A 23,459-nucleotide genomic window follows, 5' to 3' on the forward strand; every position below is an offset into this window, starting at 1 on the left:
GGGATTCCAGCCGTCGCCGACCGGCCTTCCTGCTTCACCGCCGGTCGCCCGCCCGGGAAAGGGAACTCCCGTTGAGGTCTTACACCAGCTCCACAGGCGTTTCACCTCTCCGCAAGCCCTGCGGCGAGGGTGCTTCTGATCGTTCGTCCGGTGGCTTGGTCATCACCACCGTCGAACACACTACCGAACCTGCGATGTCGTGCGGCGTTTTGACGCCGGTTCGCCTGGCGGCGAATCGGCTACCCCTGTCCTGCTCCGCAGGGGTCCGATCCCTCCCCCGCCTGAAGGCGGGGTTTCCTCGGAGGTATCCGATGAGGAGGAGGACGGCGACGGCGGCGAGGACTGAGCGGCGGGACGTCACGAGGACCCTCCGGGGGGTGTGGGTGCCACCGCCAGCATCCGCCGCCGTCACCGGCCTCGCAAGGCCTGAACGCGAGCCGGTCTCATGTGCGCCGGTCGCCGAGGGTCATCGCGTCGAGGTTGAGGTAGTTGCCGGCGCCGAGCTCCATCCTGATCGTGTTGTGCCCGCGCTCCAGCCGGACGCCGTCGAGCACGGCGGTGCCCCAGTCGCCCCAGCCGTCCGTGGCGGGGAAGCTCAGGTCGGCGGCCTGAGCGCCGTTCACCAGGATGCGACGGCCCGCGTCACCTGCGCCGGCGGCGTAGCGGAAGCGCAGCTGATGGGGCCCGGCGCGGCCGACGTTCACGTGGACGGTCAGCGCCTGGCCCGCGGTGTTCCAGCCGGCCAGGTAACCCCTGCCGGTGAAGCCCGGCCGGCTGCTCTCCCCGCCGATGCCCTCGGAGCGGGCGTTCTCGGCCTCGTAGACGCCGTTCTCCGGCTGGATCCCGCCGTTGCCGTCAGGCTCGACGATCTGGAGCATGCTGACGGGGGCCGCCGCGGTCAGGCTCTGCAGGAACGTCTCCGGCGCGGGCGCGGACCAGTCGGGGCCCATCAGGTCGTCGGAAGGACGCCGGTGCTGCCAGGCCTGGGTGGCGTTGCGCTGCAGGAACGGCAGATACTTCATCTGGCCGTGCCGGGTGACCAGCACGTTGAGATAGCGGATCAGCAGCGCCTTGAAGCCGCCCCCGTCGTTGACGCCCTCGTGCAGCAGGGTGCCGCCGTTGGTGAGGTTGGCGGTGGCCCAGTCGGCGGCGGCCCGGGCGTCGGCGAGATAGGAGGCCGTGCCCGTCGCCTCGTGGAGCGCGGCGGCAGCGCCGATGTAGGTGCCGAAATTGTAGGTGAAGTCCCACTTGACGAGCGTGCCGTCGGCTTCGAAGTGGTCGTAGACGTGCCCGTCCTCCTGCAGGTTCTCCTTCACCCAGGCGAACAGGTCGCGCGCCCGCGACAGATAGGCGTCGTCTCCGGTCGCGGCGTGCAGCTTGGTGGCCGTGATCGCCGCGGGGGCGTTCGTGGCGACGTTCTTCTGGTCGCGCACGCTCCTGCGCCACCAGATGCCGCCGCCGTGCGTGTCGTCGCGCTCGGCCCAGATCCGCTCGAACAACTGCTTCGACCGGTTCAGGTACGTCTCGTCCCCGGTCAGCTCGTACGCCCGCGCGCTCGCCAGCGCCCACCACCCGAGATCGTCGTTGAAGTCGTTGGCGAAGTCCGGGTAGCAGGCGACGAAACCGGCGTACACGTCGTCGAGCAGCTGCCGGTACTTCTGGCTGCGGGTGCGCTCGTAGGCGTCCATCACCAGTTCCCACAGCTGCGCCTCCCACCAGAAGTCGGTGTAGAGCCCGTTCTCCGGCCCGTGGGCGTGCTCGTGCACACGGTGGTCGCTGTTGGTGTAGAAGTACTTCTTCTCCGGGTCCCAGAAGGCGTCGACGAAGGCCGACATGGCGGCGTCGGCGTCCTCGGGGACGGTGGCGTGCGCCGGCCGGGCGACCAGGCCGGCCTGCAACAGGCCCAATAACGCGACGCAGACGGCCGCGATGCGCGCTCTCACGGATGCTCTCCTCAGTCGAGGTTGTTCTGGGTCAGGACGCGGTCGCCCTGCTCCTGGGACTTGGCCAGGGCCTGCTCGGCGGTGGCCTTGCCCCCGAGGAACAACTGCAGGTTGGGGATGAGGACGTCGTCCTCCATCGGCGGGTAACCGGCGCAGGCCGGCCGTACCTTGGCGTATTCGAGCGTGTCGAGGATCGGCTTCCAGAACGGGTCACCGGTGAAGAAGGGGTCCTCGGCCGCCTCCACGTTGCCGGGGATGTTCAGGCTGGTCTTGGCCCACTTCAGCGCGTTGGCCTTCTCGGCCGTCCACCACTTGACGAACTCCCAGGCCGCGTCCTTCTGCTTGGCCGCGCGCGGGATCACCAGGCCGAAGCCGCCCATGAGACTGGCCTTGCCGCCCTGCGGCCCCGCGGGCGGCGGCACGATGCCGAAGTCGAGGTCCTTGCCGTACTTCTTGTAGGTGGTGATGTTCCACGGCCCGGTGAAGATCATGGAGACCTTGCCGGTGGCGAACGCGTCGGTGCCCTCACCCAGCCCGGTCTCGAACCCGGTCTGGTAGACGCCGCCCTTGACCATGCGGTCCCACAGGCCGAGCACCTCCGCGCCCTGCGGGCTGTTGAAGGTGGTGCGGGAGCAGTCGTCGGTGACCATCTGGCCGCCGGCCTGGCGCAGGTACATGCTGAACAGGCCCGCGTCGTCCATCGACAGCCCGGCGCGGACGAGCTTGCCGCCCTCCCGCCTGGTCAGCTTGATCGCCGCCTCCTCCAGCTCGGCCCAGGTGCGCGGCGGCTCCACCCCGGCCTCCTTCAGGTGGGTCGTGTTGTAGAACAGGGCCCGCGCGTCGACGGTCAGCGGCAGGCCGTACACCTTGCCGTCGTGGCTCAGCTCGCGCACCGCCTCGCCGTAGAACCGCTCCCGCTCGATGCCGTCCTTCTTCATGCGCTCGTCGAGCGGCTCCAGCACGTTCTTGGGCGCGTACGTGGCCGTGCGCCAGCGGTCCCAGAACATGACGTCGGGGGCCTGGCCTGAGGTCGAGGCGGTGAGGAACTTGGTGAGCATGTCCTCCTGGACGACGTACTCCACCTGGATGCCGGGGTGGGTCTTGTTGAAGGCGTCGGTCATCGTCCTGAACTGCTGTTCGCCCTCGCCCGACCAGTCGCCCCAGAAGGTCAGGCTGACCACGTCACCGGAGCCGGAGGAGTCGTCGTCGGACGGGGCGCAGCCGGTGGAGACCACGGTCAGGAGGGCGACGGTGGTGACGGCCAGCCGCCCGGGCAGAGTCCAGCGCATCGGCGGCTCGTTCCTTTCTCGGAGATCACAAGGGGGGTCACCTGGAGCCCGTGCCGGTGAAGGCCAGGCCGCGGGTGAGGTAGCGCTGTCCGAAGGCGAACAGCAGGAGCGTGGGCACCATGGCGACGATCGATCCGGCCATGAGCGGCCCGTAGTCGGTCTTCTGGTTGTAGGAGAAGGCGGCCAGGCTCATCTGGATCGTCATCATGTCGGGGTCGTTGAGCACGATCAGGGGCCACAGGAAGCCGTTCCAGCCGGCGACGAACGTGAACACCGACAGGGTGGCCAGCGCGGGACGGCACAGGGGCAGGTAGATGCTCCAGAAGATGCGGAACTCGCGGCACCCGTCGACGCGGGCGGCCTCGCCCAGGTCCTTGGGCAGCGCCAGGAAGAACTGACGCATCATGAACACCGCGAAGGCCCCGACCGCTCCCGGCAGGATGACCGCCCAGTACGTGTTGAGCAGCCCGGCCCCGCCCTGGCCGGTGAGGTCGTTGCCGCCCGCCAGCGGCATGCTCCTGACAATGATGAACGACGGCACCAGCGTCACGACGGGCGGCACCATCATCGAGGCCAGCAGCAGCCGGAACAGCAGCCGGTTGCCCCGGAACGCCAGCCGGGCGAAGGCGTAGCCCGCCAGCGCGCCGAGCAGCACGTTGGTCGCCACGCCCGCCACGGCCAGCAGCATCGAGTTGGCGAAGTGCCGGGCGAACGGGACGGTGGTGAACGCCGACCAGTAGTGCTCGAAGGTGATCGAGCCGGGCAGCCACTTGATGGGCAGCGCGATGATGTCCTCGTTCGGCTTGAGCGACGTGCTCAGCGACCACAGGAACGGCAGCAGCATGAACAGGCCCATCACCGTCAGCACGCCGTAGAAGACCGTGCGGCCGAGCACGAGACGGATCGTCGCGGTGGTCCTGCTGGTCATGGGCATCACTCCGGCACTTGGTCGCGGTTGACCCGCATGTTGATCACCGTGACGGCGACGATGATGATGAACAGGGTGAAGGCCTGCGCGGAGGCGTAGCCCATCTGCAGCCGGTTGAAGCCCGTCTCGTAGATCTGGTAGACGGGCGTCAGCGTCGTGTTGCCAGGACCGCCCTTGGTCATGACGTACGCCTGGTCGAAGAGCTGGAACGCGCCGATCAGCGACAGGGTCGTGACGAAGAAGGTGGTCGTGCGCAGCGAGGGCCAGGTGATGTGCAGGAACGTCCGCCAGCGACCGGCCCCGTCGAGCGCGGCGGCCTCGTACAGATGGGCCGGGACGTTCTGCAGGCCGGCCAGGTAGATGAGCATGTTGGAGCCCACTCCCTGCCACAGCGTGACGATCACGATGGACACCATGGCCGTGCTGCCGTCGCCCACCCAGGCGGGGCCGGGGATGCCGAAATATCCGAGCACCTCGTTGATGGGGCCGTAGTGGCTGTTCAGCATCCACGCCCACACGGTGGCGGCGGCCACGGGCGAGGTGACGACCGGGATGAAGTAGACGGTGCGGAAGATCGCCATGCCCGGGAGCCGCCGGCTGAGCGCCAGCGCCAGCACCAGCGAGATGGCGATCATGGCGGGCACGAACATCGCGCAGTAGTAGAGGATGTTCTTCAGCGTGGTGAAGAACGTGTCGTCCTCGAGGAGGCGCCCGTAGTTGGCCAGGCCGGCCCAGGAAGGCGGCGTGAGCACGTCGTACGTCGTGAAGCTGAGCCCGAAGGCGCCCGCCACCGGCAGCACGGTGAAGACGAGGAACAACACCATCGCCGGCGCGGTGAACGCCATGCCGGCGCGCGCCTGGTGACGGCCCAGCGCCGACCGTTCAGGGGGCCGTCCATGCCGAGGCGGGCCGGCAGCGGGCCCGCGGATGTCCGGCCCTGTGGCGAGCGTCCTGGTCACGCGGTCTCCTTCGGGACTTCCCGGAGAGGTCACTTGTGGGAAAGGTAGGAAGCATGTTGATATAAGTCAATATGTTGGAGATATCAGGACGAAATATCTCGATAACCGAGTCCAGGCCGATGGGCGGCAAGATGGTATATACCTAGTTTCCGTCGACATACCAACTTTCGTGGCCTAAGGGGAAGAGTGGTCGCAAGAGGCCCGCTGCTCTACGAGCGGATCATCGAATACGTGCTGGACGAGATTAGGCGGGGCGCCCTGGTCCCGGGAGACCGCGTCTCCTCCGAGATGGAGCTCGCCGAGCGGTTCGAGGTCAGCCGCATCACCTCGAAGCGCGCCCTGGAGCTCCTGCGGCAGGCGGGCGTCGTGGAGCGCATCCGCGGCAAGGGCTCGTTCGTCGCCGGCGAGCTGCCCGACCTCGACCAGCTCGCGATCCCCTCCACCGGCACAGCGGCCGAGCGCGCGGCGCCGGGAGAGCGCGCTCCTGGGGCGATCGCGATGATCTATCCCGACGCGTCGGAGGCGTACGGTCTCGAACTGCTCGCCGCCGTGGAGGAACGCTGCGCCGAGCACGGGATCGCCCTCGTGATCAAACGCACCCGTGGCGACCAGGCGGAGGAGGAGCGCGCGGTCGCGTCCATGGTCGACGGCGGCCTCGTCGACGGGCTGATCGTCTTTCCCGTCCACGGCGAGTACTACAACGCCCGCCTGCTGCGCACCATCCTCGCCGGCTACCCGCTGGTGCTGGTCGACCGCTATCTGGCGGGCATCCAGGCGTGCGCCGTCCACACCGACAACGTGGCCGCCGCCCGCACCCTCACCGACCGCCTGCTCGACCAGGGGCACCGGCACATCGCGTTCGTCTCTCCCCCGCCGGAGAACACCTCCAGCATCGAGGAGCGGCTGGAGGGCTTCCGTACCGCGCTGGCGGGGCGCGGCCTGCCCCTCGGCCACCAGCACCTGCTGACCGGCCTGTCCAGCACCCTGCCCGGAGCCTTCAGCGCCGAGAACGTGCGGGCCGACGTGGAGCGGGTCCGCGCCTTCCAGGAGCGCGAGCCCGAGGTGACCGCGTTCGTGGTCTGCGAGTACAACCTGGCGCGCGTGATGGACCGGGCCGTCGAGGCCCCGCCCGGCCGGGACCGGCCCCTCATCGCCTGCTTCGACTCCGCCGGCGACCCCGTGGCGGGGCCCGCCTTCCTGCACGTGCGCCAGGACCAGCGCGAGATGGGCAGGCGCGCGGTCGACCTGCTGCTCGCCCAGACGCGTGGCGAGCCCGTGCCCGCACGGTCCATCGTACCCTTCACGATCGTCGAGGCCGACGACCAGCGCGGGCGGCGATAGACGCGGCCCACGGACCCATGGACCCGGCCCGCAGCTCACGGACCACGCACGCAACGACGAACGGAGAACGCCTGGTGTTGCCCGAGCCCGATTCACGCACGCTCTGGAACGACCGCGCCGACGTGGCGCAGCGCAGCCTGGATCACTACTTCGCCGCCCCCGGCCGGCAGCTGTTCGACAACTGGCACCCGCTGGGGCCCGGCGACAACGACGTCTTCAACTACTGGTGGCTGGCGCACGCCCTGGACGCGCGGGTGGACGCGTACGAGCGGACCTCGGACCCGGCGTGGCTGGACCGCGCCATGGAGGTCCACGACAACATCCTCGCGCGCAACGACGGGTCGTTGTTCAACGACTATTTCGACGACATGCTCTGGTTCGGCCTGGCGATCCTGCGGCTGGCCGAGGTCCGCGGCGACGACGACCTGCGCGCGGAGGCGGCCCGGATCTGGCGGCACGTGCTGGACAGCGGCTGGAACGAGCACGAGGGCGGCGGGATCGCCTGGCGGGTCCCGCAGCCGTACTACAAGAACACCCCCGCCAACGGCCCCTTCGTGGTGCTCTCGGCCCGCCTGCACCGGCACACGGGCGACCCCGAGCAGCTGGCATGGGGGCGGCGGGCGATGGACTGGCTGGAGCGCGTGCTGGTGCGGCCCGACGGGTTCGTCCACGACGGAATCAACCGGCAGCAGGACCACGCCATCGACGAGCAGTGGCGTTTCACCTACAACCAGGGCCTGTACATCGGGGCCTGTGTGGAGCTGGCCCGCGCGCTCGGGGAGGACGACTACCTGCGGCGCGCCACCAGGACGGCCCGCACGGCCCTCGCCGAGCTGGCCCCCGGCGGGGTCTTCGCCGACGAGGGCGGCGGCGGTGACGAAGGGCTGTTCAAGGGCGTCTTCTACCGGTACGCGCGCCTGCTGGTGGACGCGGCGGACGTGCCGGACCTGCGGGACTTCATGCTGGCCAGCACCGAACGGCTGTGGAGGTCGTGCGAGCGCGACGGCACGATCCTGGCCGGGCCGGTGTGGACGCGCGCGGCGGACGGCAAGGTGCCCCTGTCGGCCCAGCTGAGCGCCGTCATGGCCACCGAGGCCTGCGCCGCCCTGGTCTCCTCCCCTGTCGCCCCCGCCTGACGCCTGCCTGCCCCGGGCCGCTCAGTCGGAGGTGGTGGTGCGGCGGTTGCGGGCCGGAGGCTTCTTCCGGCCGGCGACCAGCGTGTCGCCCGGCGCCGGCGCGGGGTCGTCGCCGCTCTTGGGCTCCCCGCTCTGGGAGCGCGGGCGCGGGTGCGGCGCCGTGTCCTCCGTCGCCGCCGGCTCAGGCGCGGGTTCGGACTTGCCGGCCTTGCCAGACTTGCTGGCCTTTTCCGGCTTGTCCGATTGATCGGGTTTATCTGATTTGTCGGGATTGGGGGTGGTGTCAGGTTCGCGTAGGGAGGCGATGACGTTGTCCGCCTCCCTGTCGGCGGCGAACTCGTCGGCCGCCTCCGACTCGCGCCGGCGGATCACCACCATGTGGTCCACCGAGATCCGCCCCGCCCCCACCACGGCCAGCAGCAGGGACGCCGCGCCGAGCAGGATCAGCTCGTTCAGGCTGATGGGGTTGAGCGGCGGCGCGACCACGAAGACGGCGAGGGCCTCGGCGAAGAGGATCAGCCCGGTGACCGAGACCGCCAACCCGGCGATCAGCAGTGCGCCGCCGATGAGCTCGGCGAGCATCGTGATCGTGGCCCAGGCTCCGGGCGCGGGAGCACCCTGTTCCAGGAACTTCTCACCGGTGATCTTCAGCCCGTCTTCCAGCTTGGCCCAGCCGTTGGCGAAGAAGATGCCGCCCACACCGATGCGGGCGACTAAAGCGGCAAGATCGCGAAGGGCCTGTCTCACGGTTGTTGTCTGCCCTGATCGGGACATGGCACACCTCAATCACGGCTGAGCAGCGTGGCCACCGCGACGGCGGTCAGGCTCAGCAGAACGACGCTCACGACCACGGTCGTGTGCAGGGCGTTGACGAAGGCCCACCGGGCGGCGTCCAGCAGCGCGACGCCCGCTCTGCCGCCGATCTCGTCCGCGACGTGCGCGGCGGAGGCGAGCGACTGCCTGGCCTTGTCCATTCCGCCCGCGGACACCCCCGGCACGGCGGGGAGCCCGGGGGCGTACACGATCGCGGTGATCGTGCCGAGCACCGCCACGCCCAGCCCGGCCCCGAGCTCGTAGGCGGTCTCCTCGATGGCCGCGGCCCCACCCGCCTGCCCCTCGGTGGCCGACGACATGATCGTGTCGGAGGCGGCCAGCAGCGCCACCTGCACCCCGAAGCCGATGCCGACGAAGCAGATCGCCAGCATCACGGGATGGCCCTCCACGCCCCAGCTGAGCGTGGGCGTCAGCGCCAGCGCGACGAGGCCGAGACCGCCGCTCATGGTGGCCCGCATGCCGATCCTCGGCAGGATGTGGGCGGCGGCGAGCCCGCCGGTGATGGCGGAGACGACCAGCGGCAACATCCGGACGGCGGCGCGCAGCGGGCTGTCGCCGAGGACGAGCTGGAGGTATTGGGCGAGCATGAGCTGGAGCCCGACCAGCGCGAACACGCCGAGCAGCACCCCCGCGACCCCGGTGGCGAACTCACGCCGCCGGAACAACCCGGTCTCCAGCAGCGGCACGGTCAGCCGCGTCTGCCGTCGCACGAAGGCGGCCAGCAGCCCGAGCCCGGCCAGGAACACGAGTACGGACGCCCACAGCGGCATCAGGCTGCCCGACCCCGCCTCCTTCAGCCCGAACGCCAGCGCGAGGATGCCGAGCACCGAGAGCACGGCGCTCACCGCGTCCCAGGGCCGGTCCCCGTGCCCGCGCGAGTCGGGCAGCAGCCTGACGGCGGCGGGCAGCAGCACCAGCAGGATCGGCACGTTGATGAGGAAGACCGCGCCCCACCAGATGCCGACGAGCACGCCGCCGATGAGGGGCCCGACGGCCGCGCCCGCGGCGGCGACCGCGCTCCACACGCCCAGCGCGATGGCCCGCTCGCGCCGGTCGGTGAACACCTGGCGGATCAGCGAGAGCGTGGCCGGCATGATCATCGCACCGCCGACGCCGAGGAGCGCCCTGGCCAGGATGAGGGTCAGCGGGGTGGGAGCGAAGGCGGCGCCGGCCGAGGCCAGGCCGAACAGCACGAAGCCGCCCAACACCATGCGTTTGCGGCCGTACTTGTCGCCGAGCGTGCCGAACATGATCAGCAGCGGCGCGACCACCAGCGAGTAGATGTCGATGATCCACAGCAGCTGCACGGCGGAGGGTTCGAGCGCGGCGGTGAGCGTGGGCACCGCGATGTGCAGGACCGTGGCGTCGACCGTGATCAGCAGCAGGCTCAGGCACAGGAGCACGAGGATGGACCAGCGGTGGTCCCGGTGCTCCCGGTTCGCAGTCCGCACGAAAGGTGCGGCCTGTGTGACGGTCATGGGCCTCCTTGCAGGCCGATCCGTGTCCAGGGCCCGCACGTGCTCTCAGGTCGGCGCGTGGGGACCACGGCTCGGCACTCACTCCTCCCGAGGCCTCGCGCCAGGCTCCTCCGCTCCGGCTTGCGTGGCAGCTTAGGCCATGTCAGGCACTTGTCATAGCGGTATCGCCTGATCCAGGGTCACACACGAACCTCTCTAGAGAGATACAGCCATATGTCCGGATCTATCCAACGATCACTCTCATAGCGATCATGGGATCGTGGGGACCGATCTACGTGGCAGACCAGGCGATCCACCCGACCGGTCCTCTCGCGAGTGGTGCGCCGAGGCCGTGGCCAGGCTGAACGCCGGCCGCCCCGACTCCGCCCTCGACGCCGCCCGCCTGGCGGCCGACCTGGACCCCTCGGCGGAGTGGGCGTACCGGCTGATGAGCCTCGCCCACGAGCGGCTGGGCCGCGACGCCGACGCCGTGCCGGCCGCGGAGCGGGCCGTCGAGCTGGCCCGCGGCTCCTGGCCGGCCCGCCTGCGGCTGGCCTCGGTCCTGCGCCGCGTGCCGGGCCGCTGGGGGGATGCGGTCCAGCACGCCGCCCTGGCGGGCAAGTTCGCGCCCGAGGAGGCCGGCCCCGAGGTCATGCTGGGCGACCTGGCCCTGCTGCGCGGCGACCACGCCGCCGCCGAGCGGTCCTACCGCGCCGCGCTCGCCACCGAACCCGGTCATCCGCAGGCCCACGTGAACCTCGGCCTGTCGTTGCTGCGCTGGGACCGGCCTCGCCCGCACCACGACCCCGCGTGGCCGGTGAACCCGCGCGACACCTCCCGGGCGAGGCGCGCTCTGGAGGTCTGGTCCCGCCAGGCCCGTCTGCTGGTCGCCGTCGCCACGGTCGCGATCGCCGCGGCCGCGCTGCTGACGGACTGGGGCGCGCAGGCCGAGCTCGCCGGCTTCGCCGTGCTGGCCGCGCTGGCGCCGCTCACGGTCAGGCAGGCCAGGAGGGTGGGACTGTGGCGATATGTACGGCCGATGCTCCGCCTCGACCCCTGGCTCGGCGCACACCTGGTGTCGGCGGCGGTGTCGGTGGCGGCGTTCGCCGCCTGGCTGCTGCTGGCGGCCGGGCCGGTGTTGCCGCCCGCGTTCGACCCCGTCTGGGCCGGGCTGGCGGGCATCGCGGTGCTGGGCTGGCCGGCGCTGGCCGGCGTACGCGCGCTGGCCGAGGCGTGGCGGGGACGCCCGCTGCGGGCGCTGGCCGAGTCGGCGCGCGTTCAGGACAGCGAACGCACCGCCAGGCGCAACACCGGCGTGACGCTCTGGATCCTGCTCGGCAGGACGTGGACGGTGCTCGTGCCGCTGCTCGGCGGGGCCCTGGCCGTGGAGCCGCGAGCCGCCCTGGCGGCGGTCGCGGTGCCGTACCCGATGGTGCGCGGTTACCTGCGCGCCCGGCACCGGGGGGACGGGTGGCTGCTGGCCGCGACCGCGCTCGTGGTGCTCTGCGCCGTGGCGAGCGCGGCGGGCGGGCTGTTCGGGTCGGCCTGGGCCTGGCGTACCGGGCTCGGCGCGCTGGGCGTGGCGATGGCGGTGTTCCTGGCCCGCGCGGCGCGGGCGTGGTGGCGCGGCGGCGCGGGCCCGTGGCGGTCCTCCCTGCTCATGTGCGACCTGCCCATCGGCGCCGAGCCGTCCGTCCCGCTCGGCCCCGAGGCACGCCGGACCTTCTCGTACGCCCGCGGCATCGTCCTGTCCTACGCCGACTCCCTCGGCCCCCGGGTCGCGGGCGCGGTGGCGTCCGTCACCTCGTCGGGCGAGCTGCGGCTGATCGCCGAGACGGAGGCCTGGGACGCCATCGAGGCCGACCCCAGGGTGGCCGTGTTCGCCACGGACCCTTCGCAGCGGCGCTTCTGGGTGGAGGTGCGCGGCATCGCCCAGGCCGACTCGGACGTCCTGCGCATCACGCCCAAGCAGGTGTTCCTCGGCGAGTACCCGGGCCGCCACCAGCGCCGCGCCTGATCGGGCCGCGGGACCAAGGGCGCGGCCCGGCCAGGTGGCGTAGAATAATGTTCTATGCACGTCCTGCGCACACCTGAAGAGCGCTTCGCCGGCCTGCCCGGCTTCCCCTACGAACCCCGCTACGCCGAGGTCGCCGACGGCCTGCGCATGGCCTACGTCGAGGCGGGCCCCGCCGACGGCGAGCCCGTCGTGCTGCTGCACGGCGAGCCGACCTGGTCGTTCCTCTACCGGCACGTCATGCCCGAACTGGCCGCGGCCGGGCTGCGCGCGATCGCCCCGGATTTCGTCGGGTTCGGCCGCTCCGACAAGCCGGCCGACCTCGCCGCCCACGCCTACGCCCGGCATGTGGAGTGGACGCGCGCCCTGCTGTTCGACGCGCTCGGGCTGAACGGCGTCACCGTCGTCGGGCAGGACTGGGGCGGGCTCATCGGGCTGCGCGTCGCCGCCGAGCATCCCGGGCGGATCGCCAGGATCGTGGCGGCGAACACGGGCTTGCCGACGGGTGACATTCCCATGCCCGAGGTGTGGCACCAGTTCAAGAACACCGTGCTCAAGGCCCCGGTCCTCGACATCGCCAGGCTCGTGCAGGCGGGCTCCAGGACGCGGCTGCCCGACGAGGTCCGCGCGGCCTACGACGCGCCGTTCCCCGGCGAGGAGTACAAAGCGGGCCCGCGGGCCATGCCCGGCCTCGTGCCGATCACGCCCGACGACCCCGCCGCGCCGGCCAACCGCGCTGCCTGGCAGGTTCTCACCACGCTCGACCGGCCCTTCCTGGTGGCGTTCTCGGACGGCGATCCCATCACCGGCGGCATGGCGCCCATTCTGCTCAAATCGATCTCCGGCGCCTCCGGCCTGCGACATCCCGTGATCGAGGGCGCCGGGCACTTCCTCCAGGAGGACGCGGGGGCCGAACTCGGCCGCCACATCGCCTCTTTCGTGACCTCCACCTAGCGTGTCAGGACCGCCCAATCGCCCGTCCGGTGCGGTATAACCGGGGGCGGACCGGGGAGGCGTGATGCGTGAGTCCGACAGGGCCCAGGCGGCGGGGCGGGCCGCGGCGCGGGATCTGTTCGAGAAGGTGCGGCAGCGTTACTACCAGATTCCCCCCGCCGTGCGCCGGGTGCTCTACGTGGTCGTGCTGGTCGCCGCCATGGGCGTGGGCGCCGCACTCGGATGGGACCTTCTGGGCACCTTCCCCCTCGTCCTGCTCGCGCTCGCGTTCGTGGCCCTGACCATGCGCTTCCCGCGCGCCGCCGCCACCGCGCTGGTGGTCGCGGGCTGGGTCGTGCTGGCGCTGCCGCTCTTCTCCGGGTTGTTCCCGCCCGGCTCGGGCTCGGTGCACCTCATGGTCGGGCTGGCGCTGCCCGTGGCGGCCGCCGCTCACCTGATCCGCTGGGTGACGCCGTGGGTGACGACGCTGGTGGCGCTCGCTCCCGCCGGCCTGCTCGCCGTCCCGCTCTCCTTCGCCTCGGAGAACGTCTCCGTGTGGGTCGCGTACGCCGCCGCCCTCGCCGTGCTGACCCAGCGTTTCGTGCTGGCCCGCAGGACCAGGGCCGAGCGCGCCGCGGCCGAGGAGCAGCAGGTCCGGGTCAGGGTGCGCGAGGGCAGGCCCGAGTCCGCCCAGGACCGGTCCGCCGCGCCGCCGCAGATCTCCGTCGAGGAGGCGCTGGGCGAGCTGGAGAGCATGGTCGGCCTGGCGCCGGTCAAGGAGCAGGTGCGCTCGATCGCCGCCTCCATCGAGGCGTCCAGGCTGCGGGCCGAGGCCGGCTACACCACCGACCGCCCCACCAGGCACTTCGTCTTCGCCGGCCCGCCCGGCACCGGCAAGACCAGCGTGGCTCGCGCGCTGGCCAAGATCTTCTACGCCTTCGGCCTGCTGGAGACCCCCTACGTCGTCGAGGCGCAGCGGGCCGACCTGGTGGGCGAGTTCCTGGGCGCCACCGCGATCAAGACCAACGAGCTGGTCGACCGCGCGCTCGGCGGCGTGCTCTTCATCGACGAGGCGTACGGACTGGTCAACTCCTCCGACGGGCAGCCCGACCGGTTCGGCGCCGAGGCCGTGCAGACCCTGCTCAAGCGCGCCGAGGACGACCGCGACCGGCTGATCATCATCCTGGCCGGCTACGAGCAGGAGATGGGCTCGTTCCTGTCCAGCAACCCCGGCCTGGCCAGCAGGTTCGCCACGCGCGTACGCTTCCCCGGCTACTCCCCCGCCGAGCTGGTCGAGGTCACCGAGCTGCTGCAGAAGCGCAGGGGCGACACGATGGGCGACGACACCAAGCGGGTGCTGCTCGGCCTGTTCGACGACGTGCACCGGCGCGGCCTGATCGACGAGCTGGGCAACGCCAGGTTCGCGCGCAGCCTGGTGGAGGCCGCCGCGCAGGCCCGCGACGTACGGGTGGTGGGCGCGGGCGGCACGCCGACCACGCACGACCTCGTCACCACCACCACGCCCGACGTCACCAAGGCGTTCGAGGAGCTGACCGCGCGCTTCCGCGGCTACGTGGCCACGCCCACGCTGGAGGAGGCGCTGGCCGACCTCGACAGGATGGCCGGCCTCGAACCGGTCAAACGGCAGGTGCACGCGATCGCCGCCCAGCTCCAGGTGGCCAGGATGCGGCAGGAGCGTGGGCTGCCCACCCCGCCGCAGATGCGGCACTTCGTGTTCGCCGGCCCGCCCGGCACGGGCAAGACCACGGTCGCCAGGGTGCTCGGCCGGGTGTTCGCCGCGCTCGGCCTGCTGGCCAGGCCCGACGTCGTCGAGGCGCACCGGGCCGACCTGGTCGGCCAGCACCTCGGCGCCACCGCGATCAAGACCAACGAGCTGGTCGACCGCGCGCTCGGCGGCGTGCTCTTCATCGACGAGGCCTACAGCCTGGTCAACCCCGGCTACCAGGGCGGCGACGCCTTCGGCGCCGAGGCCGTGCAGACCCTGCTCAAGCGCGCCGAGGACGACCGCGACCGGCTCGTGATCGTGCTGGCCGGCTACCAGCGCGAGATGGACTCCTTCCTGGCCACCAACCCCGGCCTGGCCAGCCGGTTCAACCAGCGGGTGGCCTTCCCCAGCTACTCCCCCTCCGAGCTGTCGGAGATCGCGGTGCTGCTCGCGGAGCGCTCGGGCGACTCGTTCGACGAGGAGGCGCTGCGCCGGCTCGACGAGGTGTTCGCCTGGGTGTGCGAGGAGCGGCTGATCGACGGGCTCGGCAACGGCCGCTTCGCCCGCTCGCTGTTCGAGCGCGCCGCCATGCGCCGCGACGTACGGCTGGCCGCGCACGCCGCGCGGGGCGGCTCGGCCAGCTCCGCCGACCTGACGACGATCACGAGCGAGGACGTCCGCACCGCCGTGGACGAACTTTCCGGCCGGTAATCCACCACGACGCTCACCCGGTGTAGCAAGATGAGCACGATGGGTGGCTCGGCGTCGAAGGGGGAGCGATGGCGGGGTTCCTGGCCCGCAGGTTGCTCAACTACGCCGTGCTCGTCGTGGTGGCCGCCAGTCTCGCCTACCTTCTGGCGGCCACGGCCCTCGACCCCCGCTCCAACTACGCCGACCGCACGCCGAAACCGCCGGCCGCCGTGGTCGACGCCCAGCTGAGCGCGCTCAACCTCAACGACAGGACACCCCTGCTGCAGCGCTACGCCACATGGGCGGCGGGCGTGCTGCACGGCGACTTCGGCAGGTCCGTCGACGGCTCGCCGGTCAACGCCGATCTCAGGCGCCGCATGGGCGTGACCTTCCGGCTGGTCGTGCTGGGCCTGGTGTGCGGGAGCCTGCTCGGCGTGCTGGCGGGCGCGCTGGCCGCGGCCAAGCAGTACGGCTGGTTCGACCGCCTCTCGACCGGCCTGTCGTTCGTGGTGCTCGCCGTGCCCGTGGTCGTGCTGGCCAACATCCTGATCCTGGCGGCCACGTGGGCCAACGAGCACGTCTTCGGCCGCCAGGTGTTCCTGGTGAGCGGCGAGCACAGCGACGGGCTCGACACCGGGTTCTGGGGCCACGCGCTCGACCGGCTGCAGCACCTGATCCTGCCGACCGTCTCGCTGTCGGTGGGGCTCATCGCCGTCTTCAGCCGCTACCAGCGCAACATGATGCTCGACGTGCTGGGCGCCGACTACGTACGCACCGCCATGGCCAAGGGGCTGAGCAGGGGCCAGGCGCTCGTCCGCCACGCGCTGCGGACCGCGCTGATCCCCGTGGCGACCTACTTCGCGTTCACGTTCGGCACCCTGCTGACGGGGGCCACGTTCACGGAGAAGATCTTCGGCTGGCACGGCCTGGGCGAGCAGCTGATCAACTCGATCGTCCGCAACGACGTCAACACCGTCGCCGCCGTCTCCCTGCTGGCGGCCGTCGCCGTGTTGTGCGCCTCGCTGGCCGCCGACCTGCTGCACGCCGCGCTCGACCCCCGGGTGCGAGCGCGATGACGCTCTCCGAGGAGGAGCTCGCCGAGGAACTGCGCGCGGACGTCCTCGCCCGCCCGCCGTCCAGGGCGCGCCTGATCGCCGGACGCTTCTTCCGCTCGGGGCAGGGGCGGCTCGGCTTCGCGGTGCTCGCGCTGATGTTCCTGCTGGCCTTCGCGGGGCCGCTGGTCTCCCCCTGGACCTACCTCGACAAGGACTTCACCGCGTTCCTGCGGCCGCCCTCGCCCGGCCACTGGTTCGGAACGCTCCAGACGGGCGCCGACGTCTTCGCGGTGACGCTGCGCGGCATGCAGAAGTCGCTGATCGTGGGGCTGCTCGCGGCGCTGGTGTCCACGGCGCTGGCCGCCGTGGCGGGGGCGTTCGCGGGCTATTTTCTCGGGTGGACCGACCGGACCGTGACCTGGGTGAGCGACCTGCTGCTCGTGCTGCCGGCGTTCCTGGTGCTGGCGATCATGTCGCCGCTGTTCGGGGCGGGCCGGTGGCCGCTGTTCGTGATCGTCCTGGCGTTGTTCCTGTGGATGGTGACCTCGAAGGTCGTGCGGGGGATGACGATCTCGACGAAGGAGCGGGAGTTCATCCAGGCCGCCCGCTACATGGGCGTGCCGCCCGTACGCATCATCTTCCGCCATGTGATCCCCAACCTGTCGTCCCTGCTCATCGTGGACGCCACGCTCAACGTCAGCACCGCGATCCTCACCGAGACCTCGCTGTCGTACTTCGGGTTCGGCATCCAGCCGCCCGACGTGTCGCTCGGCACGCTGATCGCTGACGGCTCGCGCACGGCCGTCTACGCGCCGTGGACGTTCTGGTTCGCCGCGGGCCTGCTGGTGATCACCGTGCTCGCGGTCAACCTCGTCGGCGACGCCCTGCGTGACGCGTTCGACCCCTCGTCCGCGAGGCCGCGATGAGGCCGGTGCTCGACGTGCGCGACCTCAGCGTGTCGTTCGGCGGCGTGCCGGCCGTGCGCGAGCTGAGCTGTTCCGTACACCGCGGCGAGGTCCTCGGCATCGTCGGCGAGTCGGGGTCGGGCAAGTCGGTCACCTCGGCCGCCGTCATGGGGCTGCTGCCCCAGGGCGCGCGCGTCACCGGGTCCGTACGCCTGCACGGCAGGGAACTGATCGGCGCTCCCGCGCGCGAGCTGACCTCCTACCGCGGCAAGGCCATGTCGATGGTGTTCCAGGACCCGCTGTCCGCGCTGACGCCCGTCTACCGGGTCGGCGACCAGATCGCCGAGGCCGTGCGCGTGCACCAGCGGATCGGCAAGGAGGCGGCCCTGGTCAAGGCCGTGCAACTGCTCGACCTCGTCGGCATCCCGCAGCCCTCGGAGCGGGCGCTGGCCTTCCCGCACGAGTTCTCCGGCGGGATGCGGCAGCGCGTGATGATCGCCATGGCCATGGCCAACGACCCTGACGTGATCATCTGCGACGAGCCGACCACCGCGCTCGACGTGACCGTCCAGGCGCAGGTGCTGGAGGTGCTGAAGAAGGCGCAGGAGAAGACCGGCGCCGCCATCATCATGATCACCCACGATCTCGGGGTGGTGGCCGGCTTCGCCGACCGGGTGCTGGTCATGTACGCCGGCCGCCCGGTCGAGGTGGGCGGCGTGGACGACGTCTACTACCGCACGCGGATGCCGTACACGGCGGGGCTGCTCGGCTCGATCCCGCGCGTCGACGGGGGCGGGCGGCCGCTGACGCCGATCGAGGGCAGCCCGCCGTCGCCGGGCGCGCTGCCGCCCGGGTGCCCGTTCGCGCCGCGCTGCCCGATGCGGATCGACGCGTGCGAGCGGGACGAGCCGCCGCTGTTCGAGGTGGGCGACGGGCACCACGCCGCGTGCATCCGGTGGAAGGAGGTGGCCCCGTACGACGCGGACGCGTCCGGAGCCCCCGGACGTCGCGCGCCGCGGCGCGCCACGCGCACGGTGCTGGAGGTGCGCGGTCTGGTCAAGGACTATCCGCTGTTCAGGGGGACGCTGTTCAGGCGCAGGGTCGGCACCGTGCACGCGGTGGCGGGGATCGGCTTCGACCTGCGCGAGGGTGAGACGCTGGGGCTGGTGGGCGAGTCGGGCAGCGGCAAGACCACCACGCTGACGCAGATCCTCGAATTGACGGCGCCGCAGGCGGGCGTCATCACCGTGCTCGGTCACGACACCGCGCGGCTCGACGCCGCGCGGCGCGCCGAGATCCGGCGCGAGATGCAGGTGGTCTTCCAGGATCCGCTGGCCTCGCTCGACCCGCGCATGACGGTGCACGACATCCTGGCCGAACCGCTGCGCACCCACGGGCGGCGTCCGGGACGCCGGGTCGGCGAGTTGCTCTCGCTGGTCGGGCTCGATCCCTCCCACGCCGCCCGCTACCCGCAGGACTTCTCGGGCGGGCAGCGGCAGCGCATCGCCGTGGCCCGCGCGCTCGCGCTGGAGCCCCGGCTGCTCGTGCTGGACGAGCCGGTCTCGGCCCTCGACGTGTCGATCCAGGCCGGGGTGATCAACCTGCTCGCCTCGCTGAGGGCCAGGCTCGGCCTGTCCTACCTGTTCGTGGCGCACGACCTGGCCGTGGTGCGCCACATCGCCGACCGGGTGGCCGTGATGTACCTCGGCAGGATCGCCGAGATCGGGCAGGCGGACGCCGTCTACGAGGCTCCGGCGCATCCGTACACGCAGGCGCTGTTGTCGGCGATCCCGCTGCCCGATCCGGTGCGCGAGCGGGCGCGCGACCGGATCCTGCTCGAAGGCGACCTGCCCAGCCCGGCCCACCCTCCGACGGGCTGCCGCTTCCGCACCAGATGCCCGAAATTCCGTACGGAGCTCACCGGCGAGGAGCGCAGGCTCTGCGTGGACGTCGAGCCCGAGGCGCGCCCACTGCATACAGGACAGGGCACGGACCAGAGCGCGGCCTGCCACTACGCCGAGCGGCGCGACGTCGTATGACCAGGAGGAAATCGTTCGATGAAAGCATCTCGTCTTGTCGTGGCCGTCACCGTGACGGGCTCGTTCCTGCTGGCGGCCTGCGCGGGGGGTGGCGGCGGCTCGGGCGGCGGCGCCGGACAGGGTGACGACCGTACGGTCAAGGCCTACGACATCAACCCGCAGCCGCGCGACCAGGTCAAGGACGGCGGGACGCTGCGGTGGGGCATCAACGAGTTCCCCGCCCAGTGGAACAGGAACCACGTGGACGGCAACCTCGCGATGGCCACCGTGGTCAGCAACGCGCTGCTGCCCTCGCCGTTCCTGTCCGACGAGAAGGCCGAGATCACGGTCAACGACAACTACGTGATCGACGCGAGGGTGACGCAGCGGCGGCCCGAGCAGGTGGTCACGTACACGCTGAACCCCAGGGCCAGATGGTCCGACGGGAGGCCGATCACGTGGGCCGACTACCGGGCGCAGTGGCGGGCGCTGAACGGGCAGGACCCTGACTTCCGCATCGTCTCCTCCACCGGCTACCAGGACATCGGGCAGGTGACGCGGGGCAAGGACGACTTCGAGGTGGTGGTGACGTTCGAGCGGCCCTTCGGCGACTGGCAGTCGTTGTTCTCGCCGCTGCTGCCCGCCGTCACCAACCGCACGTCCCAGTCGTTCAACACCGCCTGGCTGAACAAGATCCCGGTGACGGCGGGCCCGTTCAAGTTCGGCGGGTTCGACCAGACCGCCAAGACGATCACGCTCGTACGCGACGAGGCCTGGTGGGGTGACCGGGCCAAGCTGGACAAGATCATCTATCGGGCGTCGGAGCAGGACTCGCTGATGGGGGCGTTCGGCAACGGCGAGCTCGACATCGTCGACGTGGGCCCGTCCGCCCCCGATCTCGCCCGCGCCAGGGCCACCCAGGGGGCGCAGGTGCGGCAGGCGGCCGGCCCCGACTTCCGGCACTTCACCTTCAACGGGTCGAGCGAACTGCTCAAGGACCGCGACGTCCGGCTGGCCGTGCAGCTCGGCATCGACCGCCAGGCCATCGCCCGCTCGGACCTGCAGGGCCTGGACTGGCCGATCGCGCTGCTGAACAACCACTTCTTCATGAACACGCAGGAGGGCTACCGGGACAACGCCGGCGGCATGGGCGTGTACGACCCCGCTCGGGCCAGGAAGCTGCTCGACGCGGCCGGCTGGCGGCTCGCGGCCGGCACGACGGTCAGGCAGAAGGACGGCAAGCCGCTCGACCTGCGTTTCGTGGTGCCGTCGGGGGTGCAGGTCAGCAAGGCGGAGGGCGAGCTGGCGCAGAGCATGCTGGCGCAGATCGGCGTGAAGCTGACCATCAAGGCCGTGCCCAGTGACGACTTCTTCAGCAAGTACGTGATCCCCGGCAACTTCGACATCACGCCGTTCGCCTACATCGGCACCCCGTTCCCGGTCTCGAGCAGCTACGGGATCTACATCGACGCGCGCGACGGAAAGACGTGGAACGCGAACTTCGGGCGCGTCGGGTCACCGGCCGTCGACGACGCCATGAGCCGGGCCTCCCAGGCCCTGGACCCGGTGCGGGCCCGCAAGGAGACCAACAGGGCGGACCGGCTGATCTGGGAGCTGGCGACCGTGCTGCCGCTCTATCAGCGGCCGCAGAACGTCGCGGCCCGGGAGACGCTGGCCAACGTGGGGGCGCGCGGCTTCTACGACCTCCGCTACGAGGACATCGGTTTCATGCGCTGACGCGGCGGGCCGGCCCCCCGTCTCCCTCAGGCGGTCGTGCCGGTCGTGACGCGGTCGACGAGGCCCTTGGTGCCCTCCTGGCGCGCGCAGTGGGCGCAGCAGTACCAGCGCTCGCCCGACTGGACACCGTGCCCGATGACCTTCGTACCGCAGTGCTCGCAGACGGGCGCCATCACGTGGATCGCGCACTCGAAGGAGTCGAAGGTGTGCACGGCCCCTTGCGCGTGCACCTCGAACGCCATGTCGTAGTCGTTGCCGCAGTTTTCGCAGACGGCCATGATGATCCCCTTCACATGCGTGGTTTCAGGGTCTCCTTTCCCCGATCGGCGACCGTATGCCGGACGGGCCGTCACGCTCTGCGCAGCAGGAGACGGCCTGCCAGCGGCAGCCCGAGCAGCCCGAGCGCGGCCATCGCGGCGGGCAGGCCGAGCCACCCGCTGAGGCCGGCGACCAGCAGCGGGCTGACCACGAACCCGGTGTACGAGATCGTCGACACCCACCACACGAGCGTCCCGCTGGAGTCGTCGGCGGCGGCGCGGCTGAGCAGGGCGGGCACCATCGGACCGAGCGCCAGCCCGGTGAGCGCGAATCCGGCCATGGAGACCGGCACGCTGTCACTCAGCGCGGCCAGCGCGATGCCCCCGCCGCCACCCACCCCCGCCACCAGGTGCAGCGCCCTGAGCGGCGTCCTCGGCAGCGCCTGCACGACGAGGCGCCCCACCGTCAGGGCGGCCATGTAGACCGAGGGCGCGAGGCTGGCCGTCAGCGGGCCGGCGCCGCGGTGCTGCTCCAGCAGCAGCACCGACCACTGCTCGACGGAGTTCTCGATGGTGAGCACGCAGGCGGCCAGCGTGCCGAGCAGCAGCGCGGCTCCGACGAGGCTGCGCCGGTCGGTTCGCGAGGAGGTGTCCGGCAGGCCACGCCCCAGCGGCAGCGCGAGCAGCGTCAGGGAGGCGGCGACCACGATCAGTCCGATCGCCGCCAGCACCGTGGCGGAGCCGGCCCCGAGCGAGCGGGCCAGCCCGGTGGCGGGCGCGGCGGCGATGACCGCGACGGGGAAGGCGGCGTGCACGGGCTGGAAGAGCCGGCGTCCGCTTTCGCGCTCGGCCCGCCCTGTCGCCAGGTTGAGCGCGATGTCGAGCGCGCCGCTCGCCGCGCCGACCAGGAGGAGCGCCAGCGCGAGCTGCCAGGCCGTACCCGCCAGCCCGATGCCGGCCACGCTCAGCGCGAACAACACGGTGCACATCAGCAGAGCGCTGCGTTCCCGCCCGCGGGCGAGCCTTCCTGCCAGCGCCATCGCGGGCAGCGCCCCGACGGGCACGGCGCTCAGCGCCAGCCCCAGGTCGCTCGCCGACAGGCCCAGCTGCAGCTTGACGGCGGGCAGCAGGGCCGACCACGAACCCCAGAACACACCCCACACCGCGCACACCGCGATCAGCGGCATTCGACCAGCACCCCTTGAAAATTCGGTCAAGTCCCAGTAAAGATCGACGGTGTCCTTATTGCCGCCTGCCGAAGGGACACACGTGCTCATCCGCACGGTCATCGCGGCCGCCCTGGCCGCCGCCGGACTCGCCGCCACCCCCTCCGCCGCGTACGCCGGATCGGCCTCCTACACCCCCGAGCGCGTCTGCGGCCCCGGTTTCCACCGGGTCAAGGACGGCCACCGCACGATGAGGACCCGCGCCGGAGCGGTGTTCGGGCACGTGTACCTGATGTATAGCAAGCGCAGCGGCAAGAACTGCGTCGCCGCGATCAAGACGGCGTACAAGGGCGCCCGCACGGTCACCGGCGCCTTCCTCGAGGTCCAGGGCGGCGGCCGGAGCGAGGACGTGCAGAAATACCGTTACTACGCCGAAACCGGTCACATCGACGGCGCCTGGAAGTGCGTGCGCTACTCCGGCTGGACCCGCGACTCCAGCAACCGCGTCGAAGCGTGGGGCGGGCGCAAGTCCTGGGGCAACTGCAAGGGGTAGGCCTGTTGCCGTGTTTCGGCAGGTCAACGGCTGGGGGTACTGTGTGGGCATGCCTCGCCGCGACCTGAGTATGGCCGGCTGGAGCGACGAACGCCGATGGCCGACCGCTTGACCGACCGCGTGACCGCCGCGTGACCGGCGGTGTGACCGGCGGTGTGACCGTGCGCGGGGCCGGCCGCGCTTGAGGCGGCCGGGAGCCACGTGTGCGGCCGGATCATCGCTTGTTCCCTGTGCGGAAATGCATTGAGCCGATCAGCGAGCGCCGGTTAGGTTGGCGCGCATGGCGGGCGACAAGGCGTCCGGCATGCCGCCGCCCGACGGAGCGGCGCACCGTCGCAGGAGGCAGACGCGCGTTCAGGAAGGGGGACGACCATGAGACGCGTGAGAGTCGTGAAGGCGACCGTCAAACGGCGTCCGCGGCCGGCCGTGGAGCTGGATCTACGCTCACCCGCGGGTCGCACGCTGCCCTACTGACCTGCCGCTTACGCCGAATTTACGGGGGTTTCTGTAGACACAGA

18 protein-coding genes are annotated in these 23,459 nt (G+C 71.3%); 10 read left to right on the forward strand and 8 right to left on the reverse strand.

The annotated features are described in order from the left end of the window. Positions 1 to 443 precede the first annotated feature (443 nt). Genes E1295_RS30920 through E1295_RS30935 form a run of 4 tightly spaced genes read right to left on the reverse strand, consistent with a single transcriptional unit; the run spans position 444 to position 5,119 of the window. A complete protein-coding gene (locus E1295_RS30920) occupies positions 444 to 1,943 on the reverse strand; it encodes a glycoside hydrolase family 76 protein (protein WP_132635591.1) in 1,500 nt (499 codons plus the stop codon). A gap of 11 nt (positions 1,944 to 1,954) precedes the next feature. Further along, positions 1,955 to 3,232, reverse strand: coding sequence for an ABC transporter substrate-binding protein (locus tag E1295_RS30925; protein WP_132635594.1), 1,278 nt, complete (start codon positions 3,230 to 3,232; stop codon positions 1,955 to 1,957). 37 nt (positions 3,233 to 3,269) lie between these two features. Then, positions 3,270 to 4,160, reverse strand: coding sequence for a carbohydrate ABC transporter permease (locus E1295_RS30930; protein WP_132635597.1), 891 nt, complete (start codon positions 4,158 to 4,160; stop codon positions 3,270 to 3,272). Between the two features lie 5 nt (positions 4,161 to 4,165). Continuing rightward, the gene (locus tag E1295_RS30935; RefSeq protein ID WP_220448985.1) at positions 4,166 to 5,119 is read right to left on the reverse strand and encodes a carbohydrate ABC transporter permease; all 954 of its coding nucleotides are present in this window, start codon (positions 5,117 to 5,119) and stop codon (positions 4,166 to 4,168) included. 186 nt (positions 5,120 to 5,305) lie between these two features. On the opposite strand from E1295_RS30935, the gene E1295_RS30940 reads away from it, so the two are divergent. Both E1295_RS30940 and E1295_RS30945 read left to right on the forward strand, forming a co-directional pair. Next, the gene (locus tag E1295_RS30940) at positions 5,306 to 6,460 is read left to right on the forward strand and encodes a GntR family transcriptional regulator (RefSeq protein WP_132635600.1); all 1,155 of its coding nucleotides are present in this window, start codon (positions 5,306 to 5,308) and stop codon (positions 6,458 to 6,460) included. A 74-nt stretch (positions 6,461 to 6,534) separates the two neighbouring features. After that, positions 6,535 to 7,596, forward strand: a complete 1,062-nt coding sequence (locus tag E1295_RS30945) for a glycoside hydrolase family 76 protein (protein WP_166427489.1) — start codon at positions 6,535 to 6,537, stop codon at positions 7,594 to 7,596. Between the two features lie 21 nt (positions 7,597 to 7,617). On the opposite strand, the gene E1295_RS30950 is transcribed toward E1295_RS30945, so the two are convergent. Together E1295_RS30950 and E1295_RS30955 are read right to left on the reverse strand one after the other, a co-directional pair. Further along, complete coding sequence (locus E1295_RS30950) at positions 7,618 to 8,343, reverse strand: DoxX family protein (protein WP_166427490.1); 726 nt, start codon at positions 8,341 to 8,343, stop codon at positions 7,618 to 7,620. 35 nt (positions 8,344 to 8,378) lie between these two features. Next, a complete protein-coding gene (locus E1295_RS30955; protein WP_132635609.1) occupies positions 8,379 to 9,908 on the reverse strand; it encodes an MFS transporter in 1,530 nt (509 codons plus the stop codon). Between the two features lie 331 nt (positions 9,909 to 10,239). Here E1295_RS30955 and E1295_RS30960 point away from each other — a divergent pair, with 331 nt between their 5' ends. The 7 genes from E1295_RS30960 to E1295_RS30990 all read left to right on the forward strand — a co-directional run bounded on the left by E1295_RS30960 (position 10,240) and on the right by E1295_RS30990 (position 20,965). Continuing rightward, positions 10,240 to 11,904: a tetratricopeptide repeat protein gene (locus tag E1295_RS30960; protein WP_246080554.1), complete on the forward strand. Its 1,665-nt coding sequence runs from the start codon at positions 10,240 to 10,242 to the stop codon at positions 11,902 to 11,904. Positions 11,905 to 11,958: 54 nt separating this feature from the next. After that, positions 11,959 to 12,855 (forward strand): haloalkane dehalogenase, encoded by an 897-nt coding sequence (locus E1295_RS30965; RefSeq protein ID WP_132635615.1) that lies wholly within the window; start codon positions 11,959 to 11,961, stop codon positions 12,853 to 12,855. Between the two features lie 64 nt (positions 12,856 to 12,919). After that, on the forward strand, positions 12,920 to 15,271 hold the full coding sequence (locus tag E1295_RS30970) for an AAA family ATPase (RefSeq protein ID WP_132635618.1): 2,352 nt from the start codon (positions 12,920 to 12,922) through the stop codon (positions 15,269 to 15,271). Positions 15,272 to 15,339: 68 nt separating this feature from the next. Further along, positions 15,340 to 16,326, forward strand: coding sequence for an ABC transporter permease (locus E1295_RS30975; RefSeq protein WP_132635621.1), 987 nt, complete (start codon positions 15,340 to 15,342; stop codon positions 16,324 to 16,326). After that, complete coding sequence (locus E1295_RS30980) at positions 16,323 to 17,231, forward strand: ABC transporter permease (protein ID WP_132635624.1); 909 nt, start codon at positions 16,323 to 16,325, stop codon at positions 17,229 to 17,231. Before E1295_RS30975 ends, E1295_RS30980 begins: the two co-directional genes overlap by 4 nt. Next, the gene (locus E1295_RS30985) at positions 17,228 to 19,249 is read left to right on the forward strand and encodes a dipeptide ABC transporter ATP-binding protein (protein ID WP_132635627.1); all 2,022 of its coding nucleotides are present in this window, start codon (positions 17,228 to 17,230) and stop codon (positions 19,247 to 19,249) included. The genes E1295_RS30980 and E1295_RS30985 overlap by 4 nt, the downstream gene beginning before the upstream one ends. Positions 19,250 to 19,267: 18 nt before the next feature. Beyond that, on the forward strand, positions 19,268 to 20,965 hold the full coding sequence (locus tag E1295_RS30990) for an ABC transporter family substrate-binding protein (protein ID WP_132635630.1): 1,698 nt from the start codon (positions 19,268 to 19,270) through the stop codon (positions 20,963 to 20,965). A gap of 26 nt (positions 20,966 to 20,991) precedes the next feature. Here E1295_RS30990 and E1295_RS30995 read toward each other — a convergent pair whose 3' ends face one another. Continuing rightward, positions 20,992 to 21,243, reverse strand: coding sequence for a hypothetical protein (locus E1295_RS30995; protein WP_132635633.1), 252 nt, complete (start codon positions 21,241 to 21,243; stop codon positions 20,992 to 20,994). Between the two features lie 71 nt (positions 21,244 to 21,314). Further along, the gene (locus tag E1295_RS31000) at positions 21,315 to 22,409 is read right to left on the reverse strand and encodes an MFS transporter (protein WP_166427491.1); all 1,095 of its coding nucleotides are present in this window, start codon (positions 22,407 to 22,409) and stop codon (positions 21,315 to 21,317) included. 82 nt (positions 22,410 to 22,491) lie between these two features. Between E1295_RS31000 and E1295_RS31005 the strand changes: the two genes are divergently transcribed. Further along, complete coding sequence (locus E1295_RS31005) at positions 22,492 to 22,941, forward strand: hypothetical protein (protein ID WP_132635639.1); 450 nt, start codon at positions 22,492 to 22,494, stop codon at positions 22,939 to 22,941. The last annotated feature ends 518 nt before the right edge of the window (positions 22,942 to 23,459 follow it).

Origin of the sequence: Nonomuraea mesophila, from assembly GCF_004352805.1 — a bacterium.
GTDB classification, from domain to species: Bacteria; Actinomycetota; Actinomycetes; order Streptosporangiales; family Streptosporangiaceae; genus Nonomuraea; species Nonomuraea longispora.

Excerpts from the sequence above, each read along its gene's own strand:
- E1295_RS30970 (WP_132635618.1), top strand. The coding sequence starts at position 12,920 with ATGCGTGAGTCCGACAGGGCCCAGGCGGCGGGGCGGGCCGCGGCGCGG.
- E1295_RS30985 (WP_132635627.1), top strand. The coding sequence starts at position 17,228 with ATGAGGCCGGTGCTCGACGTGCGCGACCTCAGCGTGTCGTTCGGCGGC.
- E1295_RS30965 (WP_132635615.1), top strand. The coding sequence starts at position 11,959 with ATGCACGTCCTGCGCACACCTGAAGAGCGCTTCGCCGGCCTGCCCGGC.
- E1295_RS30995 (WP_132635633.1), bottom strand. The coding sequence starts at position 21,243 with ATGGCCGTCTGCGAAAACTGCGGCAACGACTACGACATGGCGTTCGAG.
- E1295_RS30955 (WP_132635609.1), bottom strand. The coding sequence starts at position 9,908 with ATGACCGTCACACAGGCCGCACCTTTCGTGCGGACTGCGAACCGGGAG.
- E1295_RS31000 (WP_166427491.1), bottom strand. The coding sequence starts at position 22,409 with ATGCCGCTGATCGCGGTGTGCGCGGTGTGGGGTGTGTTCTGGGGTTCG.
- E1295_RS30990 (WP_132635630.1), top strand. The coding sequence starts at position 19,268 with ATGAAAGCATCTCGTCTTGTCGTGGCCGTCACCGTGACGGGCTCGTTC.
- E1295_RS30980 (WP_132635624.1), top strand. The coding sequence starts at position 16,323 with ATGACGCTCTCCGAGGAGGAGCTCGCCGAGGAACTGCGCGCGGACGTC.
- E1295_RS30930 (WP_132635597.1), bottom strand. The coding sequence starts at position 4,160 with ATGACCAGCAGGACCACCGCGACGATCCGTCTCGTGCTCGGCCGCACG.
- E1295_RS30975 (WP_132635621.1), top strand. The coding sequence starts at position 15,340 with ATGGCGGGGTTCCTGGCCCGCAGGTTGCTCAACTACGCCGTGCTCGTC.
- E1295_RS30925 (WP_132635594.1), bottom strand. The coding sequence starts at position 3,232 with ATGCGCTGGACTCTGCCCGGGCGGCTGGCCGTCACCACCGTCGCCCTC.